Annotated in this window: 12 protein-coding genes and 1 other annotated feature; of the genes, 11 read left to right on the top strand and 1 reads right to left on the bottom strand. The window is 42.1% G+C overall.

Translation table 11 applies throughout. The features are described 5' to 3' along the window. Window positions 1–55 precede the first annotated feature (55 nt). Together VP97_RS07065 and VP97_RS07060 are read left to right on the top strand one after the other, a co-directional pair. Window positions 56–1,261 carry a ParM/StbA family protein gene (locus VP97_RS07065; protein WP_050181040.1) on the top strand — a complete coding sequence of 402 codons (1,206 nt, stop codon included), beginning with the start codon at window positions 56–58 and terminating at the stop codon, window positions 1,259–1,261. 33 nt (window positions 1,262–1,294) lie between these two features. Then, a complete protein-coding gene (locus tag VP97_RS07060; protein WP_050181039.1) occupies window positions 1,295–1,876 on the top strand; it encodes a hypothetical protein in 582 nt (193 codons plus the stop codon). A gap of 70 nt (window positions 1,877–1,946) precedes the next feature. Here the strand turns inward: VP97_RS07060 and VP97_RS07055 are convergent, their stop codons facing one another. Then, window positions 1,947–3,284 (bottom strand): MATE family efflux transporter, encoded by a 1,338-nt coding sequence (locus VP97_RS07055; RefSeq protein WP_050181038.1) that lies wholly within the window; start codon window positions 3,282–3,284, stop codon window positions 1,947–1,949. Window positions 3,285–3,713: 429 nt separating this feature from the next. On the opposite strand from VP97_RS07055, the gene VP97_RS07045 reads away from it, so the two are divergent. The 9 genes from VP97_RS07045 (at window position 3,714) to hpaB (ending at window position 15,686) form a co-directional block, all read left to right on the top strand. Further along, window positions 3,714–4,121, top strand: coding sequence for a GNAT family N-acetyltransferase (locus VP97_RS07045; RefSeq protein WP_172656742.1), 408 nt, complete (start codon window positions 3,714–3,716; stop codon window positions 4,119–4,121). A gap of 463 nt (window positions 4,122–4,584) precedes the next feature. After that, window positions 4,585–5,784, top strand: a complete 1,200-nt coding sequence (cntE, locus tag VP97_RS07040) for a staphylopine family metallophore export MFS transporter CntE (protein ID WP_050181036.1) — start codon at window positions 4,585–4,587, stop codon at window positions 5,782–5,784. Window positions 5,785–6,237: 453 nt separating this feature from the next. Further along, on the top strand, window positions 6,238–8,913 hold the full coding sequence (locus VP97_RS07035; protein WP_245629857.1) for a beta-glucosidase: 2,676 nt from the start codon (window positions 6,238–6,240) through the stop codon (window positions 8,911–8,913). A 128-nt stretch (window positions 8,914–9,041) separates the two neighbouring features. After that, a complete protein-coding gene (locus VP97_RS07030; protein ID WP_050181035.1) occupies window positions 9,042–10,538 on the top strand; it encodes a glycoside hydrolase family 30 protein in 1,497 nt (498 codons plus the stop codon). A 78-nt stretch (window positions 10,539–10,616) separates the two neighbouring features. Further along, window positions 10,617–10,862, top strand: a binding site (T-box leader). A gap of 56 nt (window positions 10,863–10,918) precedes the next feature. Then, a complete protein-coding gene (gene trpB, locus VP97_RS07025) occupies window positions 10,919–12,085 on the top strand; it encodes a tryptophan synthase subunit beta (protein ID WP_050181034.1) in 1,167 nt (388 codons plus the stop codon). A gap of 46 nt (window positions 12,086–12,131) precedes the next feature. Continuing rightward, entirely contained in the window at window positions 12,132–12,881 is a 750-nt protein-coding gene (locus VP97_RS07020) for a hypothetical protein (RefSeq protein WP_050181033.1), read from the top strand. A gap of 213 nt (window positions 12,882–13,094) precedes the next feature. Then, window positions 13,095–13,361 carry a GNAT family N-acetyltransferase gene (locus VP97_RS24485; protein WP_425388444.1) on the top strand — a complete coding sequence of 89 codons (267 nt, stop codon included), beginning with the start codon at window positions 13,095–13,097 and terminating at the stop codon, window positions 13,359–13,361. 173 nt (window positions 13,362–13,534) lie between these two features. Continuing rightward, window positions 13,535–13,966 (top strand): GNAT family N-acetyltransferase, encoded by a 432-nt coding sequence (locus VP97_RS07010; protein WP_050181032.1) that lies wholly within the window; start codon window positions 13,535–13,537, stop codon window positions 13,964–13,966. A 280-nt stretch (window positions 13,967–14,246) separates the two neighbouring features. Next, complete coding sequence (gene hpaB, locus VP97_RS07005) at window positions 14,247–15,686, top strand: 4-hydroxyphenylacetate 3-monooxygenase, oxygenase component (protein WP_050181031.1); 1,440 nt, start codon at window positions 14,247–14,249, stop codon at window positions 15,684–15,686. The last annotated feature ends 45 nt before the right edge of the window (window positions 15,687–15,731 follow it).

Below are 15,731 nucleotides of genomic sequence, written 5' to 3'. Positions count from 1 at the left end.
AAAGAAACACGCTGCTCGTCTCTATTGGCCTACTTACTTAAAAGGAGAGATTAATATGGAGAACACGTATGATTTGATTGTTTCGAACGACAACGGAAATAGTGAGCACAAGTTGGTCATTAATGGGATTCCTGTAAAGCACCCAAATGTTTTTGCACGTATCTCAAAACCGCGGTCTGAAAAGAAAACAACTTTGGTAGAAGCGATAAACGAGCTGCACAATAACATTGATATTACCATTTCAAGTCCAGCCATTAAGCTTGCAGATAATACGAGAGTGCTCGTCGGACACGCGGCAATGGCAGGAGTGGCAGCAAGCAAAGTAAAAAACATGAATTTAGAAAAAGGGAAAAAGCATGAGCAGGATCTTCCCATTATCAATACACTCGGAATTGTAGCTGTAAAAACAGTACAAGAGCATTTTTCTGAAAGAAAAAAAATTGAAAACAATGATGTGCTAGAGGTAACGGTAAATATGTCTACATGTCTGCCGGCTTCTGTTTATAACGAAGTAAATGCAAAAATCTTTAAAGAACGTTTTCAAAAAGGAACCCATATGGTTACTGTGAACATAAAAAGTGATTTAAGAGTAGTCGTAAAAGTAACCTTTGGATATGTTGGCGTATCAGCTGAAGGAACGCCTCCATTATTTGAAATTATTGAAGACGGAGAAGGAAACTACCGCTCCGGAGATATGTTTGAAGAATTTATTAAGCAGTACAACATGAAAGCGGATTTAGATGGTCAGTATTTTCAAGATAAAAATTTAATGCATATTGACATTGGAGACGGCACAACAGAATTGATTATCACAAATGGATATGAATTAAAACATAGTGAAGGTTTGGAATATGGTCTGGGTGTAGCGCTTGAGTCGGTTGTTAGTATTTGGAAAGAGAAAAAATCTTATACACGGCAGGATATCTCTGAAATTATTAAGTCAAAGTCCCATGCCTTTAAGGAAGATATTTTGACGGATTTAAACGGAGAACCACTGGAAAACTTATCATTCGATATTGCGGAGGATGTGCAGAGCTTCGTAAATAATATGCGTTCAAAAGAAATCCATATCGCGGTTGTTTATGGCGGCGGCTCCATTCTATTAAAAGATCATTTGTACAGCAAGTTAATGGCGATTGCCAAAAAAGAACGGTTTAAGCTGCTATGGATTCCGCCTCAGTATGCAGTAGACATGAACGTAAACGGTTTAAATACATTTAATGACATTTATATGGACGAATTGACGACCCCTGTCTCATAAAGATGGAAGGAAGAAGGAGTGGAGGAAACCCATATGCAGGAAGACAAAAAGCCGACAATTTACGTGAAGACTGCGAGCTCTGCCTGCCCCGATATTGTCGGAGACTGGGCAGCAGGGCAAAAGAATCCGAACGAATCAATTAAATACTTGATTATTCAGCTGGCTGCCCATTTCGGAACCGCCGATATTTTTGATCCGACTATTATCAATACGTTAAATACAATGTTAAGTCGCAATCAAGCGGAAAGAATGCAGGCTCAGGCAGGGCAGGAAGACAGCAGCAAGCATATGCTTCAGCAGGCGGAGATTCTCCCGCTGATCACTGCAGAAAAAGAAACAATGACGAAAAAGAAAGCAGAGCCAATCGGAAACAAGGATATTGTCGAGCTGAAATTTGTTAATGACGTAAGTGCAAAGAAAAGCCAATCCGAGACTGCTAAAGCGGAAGCATCGTCTGTAAAAGAAAAAAACGGCAATAAAGATAAGAAAAAAGAAAACGAAGAAACGGCTCAACTTGAAATCGAAGAGGAAGCAGTTCCAAAAGAGGAAAAAGAAAAAAACCCGAAAAAGAAAGTGGCCAGACGGCCTGGAACCGCCTCAAATATTATGCAGTAAAACAGCAAAAATGACCTGCTTCGCCTGTGCTGTTTGATCAGCAAGGGCGTGCAGGTCACTTTTGTTTTTGTCAGCGAGAAGCAAACAGATCGATCTGCTGCCACTTGCCAAACCAGTAGTATCCAAAAGAAAATAAACTGCTAATCACAAAGCTTATCCCCATTCCCAGCGCAATACCGTTTTCTCCCCAAAAAGCTGAGCAAAGGTAGGTAAGTGGATAGCGTAATACCCAGAAAGAGAGAATGTTTAGGATCAATACTTGATACATTGCGCCGGATGCCCGGACCACTCCGTTTAAAATAAAATTTAATCCAATAAAGGGATAGAAAAAAGCCACGATCTTTAAATAGGATGTACCAAACTGGACGGCTTCTTCCTCCTCAATAAATAAGGTAATGGCAGATCGGGCCAGCACAAAAACGAGTACAGCAATTAGCAGCATCATGATGAAATTATATAAAGCGCCATAAAAAGCAATTTGCCGAACTCGATTCCAATGGCTGCCAGCTATATTCTGTCCAGCCATGCTGTTAACGGCTGTGCCAAGTGCCATAGCAGGAAGTGTAATCAAGCTGTCTAAACGCTGTGCCGCCCCGAAACCTGCAGCGGCATCCCCTCCAAAAGAGTTGACCACGGTCATGATCGCTGTTATACCCGCATAAATAACGGTCATCTGCAATCCGGCTGGAATACCTAATTTTAAAATAAGCAGCACTTCTTCCTTTTTCGGCAAAGCTGGAATCGAAAACGGAACGACTTTCTGGCGAAGTGTATACAAAACACCAAGCACAAAAGCCAGTCCCTGTGAGATAACCGTAGCCAGGGCAGCACCCCTTATACCAAGGTCAAAGGTAGATATCAAAATAGGATCAAGTACAATATTTAAAAGAACGGCAGCAAGAACAAAGAGCAGGGGGGTTTTACTGTCTCCCAGTGACCGTAAAACGGTACTGATAAAATTGTAGCCAAGCAAAAAGAGAATGCCGATAAAGTTAATCTGTAGATATGTAGCAGCATCTGGAATCATCTCTGCTGGTGTATTTAGTAATCTTAACATTGGTTCAGCATACAAGTACCCTGCTGCGCCCATTAAAATAGACAAGCCTGTTAAAAGAACAACGAAAGCATTAAGAAAACTTTTTAATCCATTCTTACTTTGATTTTCGCGCTGCTGGGATAAAATTGTAAGAGCTGCGTTGTTAATGCCAAGAATAAAAGATAATACTGTCAGGATCACTGTACTGGCAATACTAACCGCTCCGAGTGCAATTGCCCCGAGCAGGTTTCCGACCCACAGAGAGTCGACAAACTGATACGATACCTGCAGCAGATTCGCTGCCATAATGGGTGTTGAAAAGAAAAATAGTTGTTTAAATATATTTCCACTTGTAAAATCTATTTGCTTCACATAACCGTCTCCTTTATATCACACTTCATAATTTATCACAAAAATACCCGGGCTTCAGTATCAGCACCTCCAGAAAGAAATAAAACGAGATTCTTTTTTAGTATGATGAATCAACATTTCTCTTAAAGATATTTACGTGTAAAAATTTGTTGATAAACGGCGGCCGCATAAGATGGTTTCATTTGGATTGAGCATCGTTTTTGGCATGTATGTTAAAAGAAGAGGGGAGGATGGAATAGAAATAGAATTGCTGGTTAAGGGGCATCGGCGCACATTCAGAATATCACAAACGCGGTTGATAAAGAGTTTGTGGTTGAAACAGCTAGTCAGACAATATAGGAAAAAATGTATATTGGTCATGTTGCTGTCGACTTACGTGATACAGTCAAGTGGCTGTTACAAGTATAGAAAATGGAAAGGAGCAGAAACATGAGCCAAAATTTTACGTTTACACATTTTCCCGAGCTTCATTCAAGCCAGTTGACACTGTGTCAGGCAATGAAAGAAGATATCAAAGATCTTTTTGCCCTTTATGCAGACCAAACAGTTGTCCGGTTTTTACCGCTCCAGCCATTCGCTTCTTTAAAAGATGTAGAAGAAGAAATGAGCTGGTATCAAACTATTTTTGCAGACCAGCCCGGCCTTCGATGGATGATTGAGGATCATTATGCTAAAAAAGTGATTGGAACATATGGCTTTTTAAATTATGAGAAAATACATAATCCAATAGAAATCGGATACGATCTTGCGCTGGCTTTTTGGAGGCAAGGAATAATGGCAGAAGCTTTAAAGCCGATTATTGACTTTGGTTGGCTTTTCAATCATACAAGTCAATAAAATTGAAGCAAAAGTAGATAAGAGAAATCATGCCTGTATTCGATTGTTAGAAATAATGGAATTTCAGCAGAAAGGCTTATTGCGCGAGCATGAGTTTGAGAAAGGGGCTTATATTGATCTTTTTGTTTTCTCTCAATTAAGCAATGATCAGCCATCTTTTTCGTAACAAAAGGGCTTTCGCTAATACAGAAGACTTTTTTTGGTTGCTCTTGGTATATTTATTCAATTACTCTTTTGTTTAAAATTAAAATCTTTACATAACAGGCTGTTTGCTTTACCATTTTATTGATAATGATAATCATTTGTAAGAAATATGAGAGGGATGGAAAATTGTGAAAAAATGGCCTCGTTTACTGGCAATGTTGTTTGTTTTTCTATTGCGTACATACAAAATTCCCCATAATATACATGCTGATAAGCTGTTTTGGGAGGAAGCAGCAATGTATAGAGGAAAGCTTGTATCATGAACCGCCGGCCTTTATCTGCAAGTATGATACAGCTTTATGCTTTAGCTGTTCTTTTTTTTACAGCCAACTCTATTTTAACCGTTGTGTTCCCACTGCAGGCTGCAGAAGGCGGCTACAAGGAAGCTGAGATCGGGCTGATGATGGGAATGTACATGTTTGTTTGTATGGTGCTGCGCCCATGGGCAGGTCAGATGGTCGCCAGGCACAGTGTATTTACCATCATGAAATGGCTGCTGGTCGGACATGCGGCTGCGCTTTTACTGTATGTATGGCTGGGGGCGGACAGTTTGGTTATCGTACGTGCGTTACAGGGTGTCGTAACTGCTTTTTTCTCTATGTCTATGCAAATTGGTATTACAGAAGCAGTAAGTGATGAAGACCGTGGACAGGGAATGGCCATGTATTCATTGTCTACGGTTTTGCCGGGACTCTATGGACCGGCCTTAGCACTGCTTCTTTGGACTGGCTTTGACAGAAGTTATCTTTTCACCCTCATGATTTTACTTGCGGTTATCCCACCGCTGCTTTTGATTCGTTCTCCACTGCCAAAAGGATGTCAGGAAAATGCTTCATTTACATTTCGTGACATGTTTGCAGCGGTAAAAGAAGCACGCACCCATCGTGGGCTGGTGCTGTCTTCTGTTATCATGCTTATAGGGGCCTGTACATTTGGTGCTATTACGACTTTCCTGCCGCTGTTTATGCTGACAGAAGAGTCAGGAAGTCCGGCGTTATTTTTATTTATACAGGCAGTAGTGGTCGTCGCTAGCCGTTTTTTTCTTCGTAAACATATTCCATCTGACGGAAAATGGCATCCGGCTTTTATAGCCCTCGTTTTAATAAGCTCAATAATCGGTACTACCCTGCTCGCCCTGCTGCCGCTGTTAGGCTCTTTTGTTTACATTTCCGCTGTATTTAACGGTCTGGCAACAGCCTTAATGTATCCGGCGCTCACGACGTATCTTTCCTTTGCAGTGCCGCAGGAAACCAGGCACATTTTACTCGGTGTGTTTTTAGCTTCTTATGATTTAGGCTTTTCTCTCGGCAGCTTTGTGATGGGATTTGTTGTGCAGTTTGGTTCATACTCGGTTATGTTTACTGCTTGCTCCTTGATTACCCTTCTGGCACTAAGTATTGTCTGGATGAGGCGGGAGGAGCAAAATGTTACATTTGATAAAATAACTCTATCAAAATAAAAAGCAGTTGCCTTTTTGGGGCCATTGCTTTTTTGTACGGCTAAATATTCAGTCCTGCATTCATATAGTCAATGGTACAGCAAAAATTAACGTTATCTCAATGGTTTGAAAGTTAATTTTACAATTATATTTCTTTTGTATATCAAAAAATTCAGGCGGCCTCATCCAAATATAAACAAAAGAAAAATAGCGATAGGCAAAAAGATGTTTTTTATGTAAGCGCCTCACTTTTTCTTTACTTTCTTTTTGGTGAAAATAGCGGCTGTCTTTTTCAAAAAATCCCCTTTTTTTAGCCCCAAACGCTTCTTTTTAATTATCTCGAAATTAAAACATTTTCTCTATGGTCTTCTCTTCCATATTCGTTATGATGTTAGTGTTCAACGGACGAAGCGCAAAGACATACAGAAATGTTACAAAGCCGCTTTGTTTGAAATAAAAGAGGGAGTTGAAGAAATGATCGGCTTTTTAAGAAAAAAACAAAAGCCCGCTATGCTCGGTCTCGCTTTGACGATGGCACTGAGTACAGCAGCTGTACCACTCGCTTCACCTGCAGAAGCAGACACGCTTCCATGGATGGACAAAGCTCTTTCCGCTGAAGAAAGAGCAAACCTGTTAGTGGACAAAATGACTCTCGAGGATAAAGTTGACTTTATCACGGGTAATTTAAACAACTACTACGGGTTTTACAATGACGGAGTCGAGAAATACGGGATTCCTGCCCTGACGATGGCAGATGGTCCCGTCGGTGTTCGAATTGCCAACCCGGATGTACAGGATAAAAAATCAACAGCAATGCCGGCTGCGATCGGGCTTGCTGCAACATGGAATACAGAAACAGCTGAAAAGTACGGAGATTTGCTTGGGGATGAAGCATTTAATACAACCCATAATGTACTCCTTGGCCCAGGCTTGGACATTGCCAGAAATGCGTTTGGATCGAGAAACTTTGAATCATTAGGAGAAGATCCATACCTGCAGTCTCAAATGGCAACAGAGTATGTGAAAGCCGTTCAAAGCAATAATGTATTAGTAACAGCCAAGCATTATCTGCTAAACAATCAGGAATTAAACCGCTTTGTCAGCGATTCACAGGCAAGTGAGCGTGCGATCAATGAAATTTACGCGAAACCGTTTGCCAGTGTGATTCAAGATGCCGAGATGGGTAGTGTGATGTGTTCCTTTAATAAAGTCAATGGTGTTTATGCATGTGATAATGAAGAGATCCTGACGAATCTATTAAGAGATAAATTAGGCTTTGAAGGGTTTGTGATGAGTGATTACAGAGCCAACGTAAGTACGTCAAACTCGATTAAAGCGGGAATGGATTTAGAAACACCAGGAGATCCTGGCGGTTTATGGGGCGACAAACTCGTACAGGCCGTCCGTAACGGAGAATTAAGTGAAGAAACGATTGATCAAAGTACATATCGCATCCTATATCAAATGTTTGATAAAGGATTATTTGATAATCCGGCACAAAACAATAAGATTGATGCCAAAGCGCATGGTGCCATTGCCCGTCAAATTGCGGCAGAGTCTATGGTTCTGCTTCAAAACGACGACAGGGCATTACCGCTGGATACAGATAAACTAGATTCCATTGCAGTCATCGGTCCAGATGTCGATAATGCCTCTGCGGCTGGCGGCGGAAGCTCGCTTGTCAATCCAACGTATACAGTCAGTCCATTGGAAGGAATCAAGAACCGGGCAGGCAAGGGTGTAAAAGTAGAATATGCAGCTGGAACGGATCCAATTAGTGCAGGAGACTTGCTGCCTGGGCCGGATGCCGTACCATCTTCATTCCTGGCACCATCTGCAGATTCAGAAGAAAACGGCTTAAAAGCAGAGTACTGGTCTAATGCCAAAATGGAAGGCAATCCTGTTTATGAGCATACAGCCAAGCAGGCCAATCTGCACCTAGGATTTTATAATTATGAAGGTTTTAATGCGCAGTCAACAAAACTCGATAAGCTTCCAACAAGCTTAAACAGCATGATGTCAGCGCGATACACAGGAGTTATCCAAGTACCAAAATCAGGTGAATACAAGCTTTCTACTTCAAGCTACGGCTCAAGTAAAGTTTATCTGGACGGAAAGCTGATCATCGACAATACGGGCGAAACATTTGACACGGTAGAAAAAACGGTCACATTGGATGCCAATCAAAAGTATGACCTGAAAATTGAATATAAAACAGATTATCCGTACAATCCTGGCCGTGACAATGGTGCGAAATTACGCTTTGGCTGGGAAGCGGCTGATGACGTAGTAGATGAAAATATCAAAAAAGCCGTTGAACTGGCGAAAAAATCAGATGCAGCTGTCATTGTGACTAAAACGTATGACAGTGAAGGAAACATTGACCGTTCTGATATGGAACTGCCAAATAACCAGGAGCAGCTGATTAAAGAAGTAGCGAAAGTCAATAAACATGTTGTCGTTGTCAACGAAAGCGGCATGGCTGTTGAAATGGGAGACTGGAAAGACGAAGTCGACTCTATCGTTCAAGCCTGGTACCCGGGACAAGAACAAGGAAATGCCATCGCGGATGTTTTATTTGGCGATGTGAACCCATCGGGTAAATTACCGGTCACATTCCCAGTAGATGAAGACAAAACGCCTGTTTCATCCGACGAACAATACCCTGGTGTAGACGATGTATCAAAGTATTCAGAAGGTATTTTTGTTGGATACCGGGGATTTGAAGAGTATGGTATTAAGCCGGCTTTCTCATTCGGACATGGCTTATCGTACACAGAGTTTGGCTTCAAAAATCTAAAAACAAAAGTACGGTCTTCAGGCAAGAACAAAGAAACAACGTTTGAAGTATCTCTAAACGTACGCAACACAGGCGACAAAGCCGGTTCGGAAGTGGTGCAGGTGTACACAGGCAAATTGCCGACGGACGTAGAAACAGCACCGAAACAGCTTGCTGGCTTCCAAAAGATTGAACTGAAGCCAGGCAAGCAGCAAAGAGTCACTATTCAGCTTGATTCAAAAGCACTTTCTTACTATGACGAAGAAAAACATGACTGGGTAATGCCTTCAGGCAGCGTGCCGGTTTATGTAGGAAGCTCGTCGACAGACATTCGCTTAACAGGCAGCATCAAGGTACCGGCTAACCAGTAAGCGACGCAGTAAAATAGAAAAAGAACATTATAAAAGTGTGCGTTCATCCAATGAACGATGAATGCTGATTCCCTTTTCCCCACACCGGATACCACCGGGTGGGGAATTTTTCTAGGAGGTGAAGAGAAATGGATCAGTATCAAAAAAGAGCGCTTTTCATCTTACTCATCGGTGTGCTGCTGGTCGTTTTGTTTGTTCGATGGGGATCGACTGAAAAAAACCAGCAGAAAGAGGAAACAGGAGCGACGGTTTCTGCCTGGCTGACAACAGGTGATCAAACAAGCTTATTAACAAAACAGCCGCCGTTTTCTTTTTCAGCTGCAGAAAAATCAAATGAGCGGCTCATTGCGATTGACCGACGAAAAACATACCAGACGATGGACGGGTTTGGGGCGGCACTGACGGGATCATCCGCTTATTTAATCAATCAGAAATTGGACCAAGAAGCGAGAGAAGCGCTATTAGAAGACTTATTTACGAATAAGGGAATCCATCTTACGCACATTCGCCATACAATTGGATCATCTGATTTTTCTGTAGATGAACAGGGAAACCCAAGCACTTATACGTATGACGATACAAATGGAGAACAGGACTTTTCTCTGAACCATTTTTCAATCGAAAAAGATGGGGATGTAACGGCCGTGCTGCAATCGATTTTAGCTAAGCAGCACCAATTAACTATTATGGGAACACCCTGGACAGCCCCGCCCTGGATGAAATATGGTGAACGTACACACAATGGCTGGTATTTGGATTATACGGACGAAAACATCTATCGGGCATATGCAGAATACTTTGTCCGCTATATTCAAGCGTATGCACAAATTGGAATTCCGATCGACAGTATAACGGTTCAAAACGAACCGGGCCATACATCTCCGGATTATCCAACGATGAGCATGGGAGCAGAAGAGCAGGCGGCCTTTATTGGTGAGTACCTGGGGCCGGCTTTTGAAGCGAACGGGATTGACACGAACATTATTGCGTACGATCATAATTGGAAGGAGGCTTTAGCGTATACGTCTTCCCTATTTAGCAATGAAAAAGCAAACCGCTATACAGAGGGCGCAGCGTTTCATTGTTATGAAGGCAGCCCGGATGCCATGAGCGAGGTACATGCCCTTTTTCCAGATAAAAACCTGCATGTGAGCGAATGCAGCGGCGGAAAGTGGAGCCGGGATTTCGGTGAGAATTTGAGCTGGCAAATGAGCCATTTAATGATCGAAAGTCCGAGAAATCGGGCAAAAAGTGTGCTGATGTGGAACATGGCGCTGGATGAAAACAGCGGCCCGGCAAATGGAGGATGCCAGGAGTGCCGCGGGGTTGTCACTATCAACCAGCAAACCAGGAAGGTAACGAAAAACGTTGAATATTATGTGCTCGGGCATGCCAGCAAATTTGTAGAGCCGGGCGCGGTCCGCATTGGTTCGGATACGTATAAGGGAGCGGTCGAAACCGTCGCTTATCAAAATCCGGAGGGCTCTACTGTTTTGATTGCGTCTAATCCAAGTAAAGAGAAGCAGCAATTCCGAGTAAAAGACGGAGAAAAGTCATTTACTTATACACTGCCCTCTCAAAGCGCGGTAACCTTTACGTGGAAAAAGAAAAATTCCAGCCAATGAAAAGCAAAAAGTATTTGACCCTTTCTTCGGTTTATAATAGAATGATAGAAATTAACAAATGGAAAACACTTGTAAATATTCGCTGCGATGACGAAGAAAAGTAAGCAAAACGGACACTTCAGAGAGCTGATGGGTGGTGGAAATCAGCGTGGAAATTTTGTTGAATGGGCTTCTGAGCACCCTGGCTGAACAAGAGTAGGCCGGGGCGGAGCGTCTCGCCGATAAAAGAGACTATGTATCGAGCCAGTCTTGCTGGTTTCTGTACATCGAGCGCGTTTATAAATAAACGAACAAAGGTGGCACCACGGGTTTCTCGTCCTTTTTTATAGGATGAGAAGCCCTTTTTTTATACTTAAAATTCGAATAAAGGAGTGTTTGTAATGAATGGATCAGAAGTGAAAAAAGGATATTTCGGAGAATTTGGAGGCAGCTTTGTACCAGAAAATCTTCAGGCCGTGCTGGACAGACTCGAAAAAGCATTCTACACCTATAAAGATGATCCCGAATTCCAAAAAGAATTTACAGAGTATTTAGAAGAATTTGTCGGGCGTGAAAGTCCTCTTTATTATGCGGAGCGGCTGACGAAGGAATTAGGCGGCGCCAAAATTTATTTGAAGCGTGAAGATTTAAATCATACCGGCTCCCATAAAATCAATAATGTGCTTGGACAAATCCTGCTGGCTAAGCGAATGGGCGCCAAGCGGGTTATCGCGGAAACGGGAGCGGGGCAGCACGGTGTGGCAACGGCTACGGTTTGTGCTATGTTCGGGATGGAATGCGTGATTTATATGGGGGCGGAAGACACAAAACGGCAGGCGTTAAATGTGTTTCGAATGGAGTTGTTAGGCGCTAAAGTGGTGGCTGTCTCAAAAGGACAGGGGCGTTTAAAAGACGCGGTGGATGAAGCATTTGCTGATCTGGTCCAAAACTATGATCATACATTTTATCTACTCGGCTCCGCTGTAGGACCACATCCATTCCCGATGATGGTGCGGCATTTTCAGTCAGTTATCAGTAAAGAAAGCCGGAAACAAATTTTTCAAAAAGAAGGGCGCCTGCCTTATGCGGTCATTGCGTGTATTGGTGGAGGAAGCAATGCCATCGGCTCCTTTGCAGAATACCTATCTGATGAACATGTCCGCTTAATCGGCGTGGAACCAAGTGAAGCAGCTACGTTAACGAAAGGCACAGCAGGAACGCTGCACGGCTTTAAATGCCTGGTGCTGCAGGATGAGGAAGGAAATCCGATGCCGACCTATTCTATCGCGGCTGGACTTGATTATCCTGGAAGCGGCCCTGAACACAGCTACTTGAAAGAAGAAGGCCGAGCCGATTATGTAGCGGTCACTAAGGAAGAAGTGTTAGAAGCCTTTTTGCATTTATCTAAATCAGAAGGCATTATCCCGGCTCTTGAAAGTGCGCATGCAGTTGCATATGTGATGAAGCTGGCACCGACATTGCCGCAAGAAGAAAGTGTGATTGTCAATATTTCCGGACGAGGCGATAAAGACGTGGAGCAGGTGTTTGACATGCTCAGTAACCAATAAATTTTACGCTCTATATAGATGACAAAGCTGAAACGAAAAGTGCCGAATGCGGGATAAAGGAAAAGGGGAAAATCCGGTGACAAAATCAGGGCTGGACTTGAAGCGAATTGTATTTATTGGACGGACATTTGAAGAGTATATGGCCATGTTTGATCTTTCCATAGAAGAGCTGCAGGGACAAAAAGTGCTAGACTGCCCGGCAGGCTCCTGTTCCTTTACAGCCATCGGATGTCAAAAAGGACTGGACGTCACAGCCTGTGATATTGCGTATTATCACCCGACTGATGCACTTGCCGGCAAAGGGAAGAAGGATATTAAACATGTGGCAGAAGGCATGAAGAAAGCCGAACAAGATTATGTGTTCCACTATTTTCGTGATATCGATGACCTTATCCGACATCGAAAACGAGCTCTTGATGAGTGCACAGCCAGTATGAAGACGGAACCGGAACGCTATATTCCAGTTGAATTGCCAGTTCTTTCGTTTGAAGACGACGAATTTGATCTTATTCTTTCTGCTCATTTTTTATTTACATATGGTGACCGGCTGGATCTGTCGTTTCACCTTGATGTAATCGAAGAATTGCTTCGAGTTGCTCGGAAAGAAATCCGCTTTTTTCCGCTCGTTGATTTGTCCGGAAATCGGTATGAGCATTTGGATAAAATCATTTCGGGATTACGGGAAAAAGGGTACCGCGTGGAAGAAATTGCAGTACCTTATGAATTTCAAAAAAACGCTAATGCAATGATGAAAATTCAAAAAAGTAAGATAAAGATAGATTTGAAACAGCGCTGACACTCGGAAAGAGGGCCAGCGCTGTTTTATTTATAGTAAAAGCCGAAATAGACAGATGCCGTTCCCTGGTCGCATTTAAACAAAGGACTATTCAATCAAAGCATAGAAATATTCACTTTATTAGCACCTGTAAGGAAGTGAGTACCAGAGGTAAGGGAGTTAAATGGATGGGACAGAAGGGACTCTGGGATAAGAATAGGAAGTTAATGGCCTTTGGATACATTGCGGATACAGGTTTTTCAGCACGGATACATGGAAGATGTACTCATACACCCAGCATATCAAAAACAAGGCATAGGGGTCCGTTTAGTTAAAGCGCTGCTAGGAGAAGCTGAAGCATATGGATTAGAAATTGTCAGATTAACCTATGACAAACTTTTATTAGGCTGGCGGGTTTATGCCGTGTGCTGGTGGAGTGCGGAGAAAAAGCCAATAAGCTATCCAGGGATTTTATGTGCTGCAACCCGGCTTTCAGAGTGACTGCATCTTACTATAAGAAAATCAGGAGTTGTGAAACTCGGTAACTTTTAGGTTATCGGGTTGACGCTTTACAGAAGTAAAAGCAACAGAATACGCGCTGAATAGAATGAAGGTGCACCGTTTTTTAGGTATCTTAAACGAAAGAAGCTCATGAAGATAACGGAGGAAATCGGATGAATATCAGGCTAAAGAAAGAAAATGAAATAGAGGATCTAGTAAAAATCTGGTATGAAGGTTCACTGATTGCACATGATTTTATTGATGAGACCTACTGGAAGTCACAGCGAAACGACATGAAAGAGAAATATCTTCCTCTGTCTGAAACGTATGTAATCGCCGACGAAACAGAAATTGTGGGGTTTATTTCAATGGTTGACAGTTATTTGGCTGCTCTATTTATTGATCACAGCCACCAGGGCAATGGATATGGAGAAGAATTGTTACGTTTTGTAAAAGAGCAAAAGGAAACAATCCAGTTGAAAGTGTATCAAAAAAACAAGCAAGCTTTTCAATTTTATTTGAAAAATGGTTTTATAGCGAAAAAGGAACTTCTGGATGAATCAACGGGAGAAAAAGAATTTTTAATGGAATGGACGAAATTGTAAAACAAAACCTGCGATTTATTATGAATGCTGGTGTATCTGAAATAAGTGTAACCGCGAAGACATTCGGCTCAACTGGATTCGATTTATGGATGATCGAAAATAATATTTAATCAATAAGAGTTTAGAAGAGTAAAACAAGAAAGTAAGCGAGTTCAGCTCCATTTTGCATGCTGTTCGTTGTAATAGGATAAGCTTCTGTGCCGTATTAATGAAGAAACCATTTAATATGTTTAAAAAACGGTACAGTTACACCCACCATTAAACAAGTAGGAGTGTGCTTATGCCAGCGATTACTGGTAAACGTTACATCGAGCGAATTGACCGATTAAAAACGAATGTTTGGGTAGATGGAGTGCCTATAATGGGAAAAATTTCTGAGCATCCGGCATTTAAAGGAGTGATGAAAAGTCAGGCAGCTCTTTATGATTTGCAGCATAATAGCGGCCTTAAAAAGGCTATGACTTACTCATCACCGTTAACCGGTGCCCCGGTTGGACTGTCTTATTTGCAGCCTAAAACGAAAGAAGATCTAACAAAAAGACGGGCTATGGCCCAGCAGTGGGCTCTATCAAACAATGGTATGATGGGCAGAAGCCCGGATTATATGAATACAATGCTGATGGCATTTGCCGCTTCGTCCAATTGGTTAACTGGAAAAGAAAACTGCTTTCCAAAGCGCTTATTAAAATTCTATGAATATGCACGTGAAAATGACCTGTCAATGACGCATACATTCATCGATCCGCAGGTGAACCGGGCGAAATTTTACTTTGAAGACACGGATGAGCCGATTGCTGCAAGAATTGTAGGAACAAACAGCGAAGGGCTCATTATAAAAGGTGCGCGGCTTCTGGCTACACAGGGCGGAATAACGGATGAAATTGTTGTTTATTCAGCAGGAGGAGTTCAGGAGAAAGCCAAAAGCTTTGCTTTTTCGATTCCCAGCAACAGTGACGGTCTTACATTTATCTGCAGAGGCTCATTTGTAGAAGGAGACTCTTCCTTTAACTACCCGCTCAGCTCAAGGTTTGAAGAAATGGATACGATTGTGGTATTTGATCATGTAGTGGTTCCATGGGAGCGTGTTTTTTATTATCATAATATCGAAGTATCGAACCGCTTTATGCCATCCAGCTCCGTTTTGCCCTTTACGCTCCATCAAGTAGTTTCGAGGCAAATTGTGAAAACAGAATTTATATTAGGGATTGTCCAATCTATTATTGAAACGATCAATATTACCGAATACCAGCATGTTCAGGAAAAAGCGTCTGAAATTATTACCGCCCTGGAAACAATGAAGGCTTTAGTGATGAAGTCAGAAGCGGAAGCTCAAATTGACGAATGGGGATTTATGCGGCCAGATCAAACAACTTTGCAAATTGCGGTTCATTTTTTCCCTCGTATTTATCCGCGGTTCAGTGAAATCATTCAGCTGTTAGGCGCAAGCGGATTAATGACCATTCCAACCGAAAAAGCCTTTCAGTCCAGTATTAGAAAAGATTTAGATCAATACCTGCAGGCTAAATCGGCCAGTGCGGAAGATCGGGTTAAACTTTTCCGCTTAGCATGGGATTTAACGATGAGTTCATTTGGTACAAGAGAAACGCTGTATGAACGTTTTTTCTTCGGAGACCCCATTAAACTTTCCAGTCACTTATATTTCTCTTACGATAAAAAGCCATATGTCGACCGGGTAAAAAACTTTTTGCAAAAAGAGTAGGTGTAATGAAGAGCATGGGTAGAAAGAAAGGATCCATCAGTAAAA

It is taken from the genome of Domibacillus robiginosus (assembly GCF_000966195.1).
In the GTDB taxonomy this organism is placed as follows: domain Bacteria; phylum Bacillota; class Bacilli; order Bacillales; family Domibacillaceae; genus Domibacillus; species Domibacillus robiginosus.
Note: the sequence above shows the minus strand (reverse complement) of the source record. Positions and strands in the feature narration are given on the sequence as shown.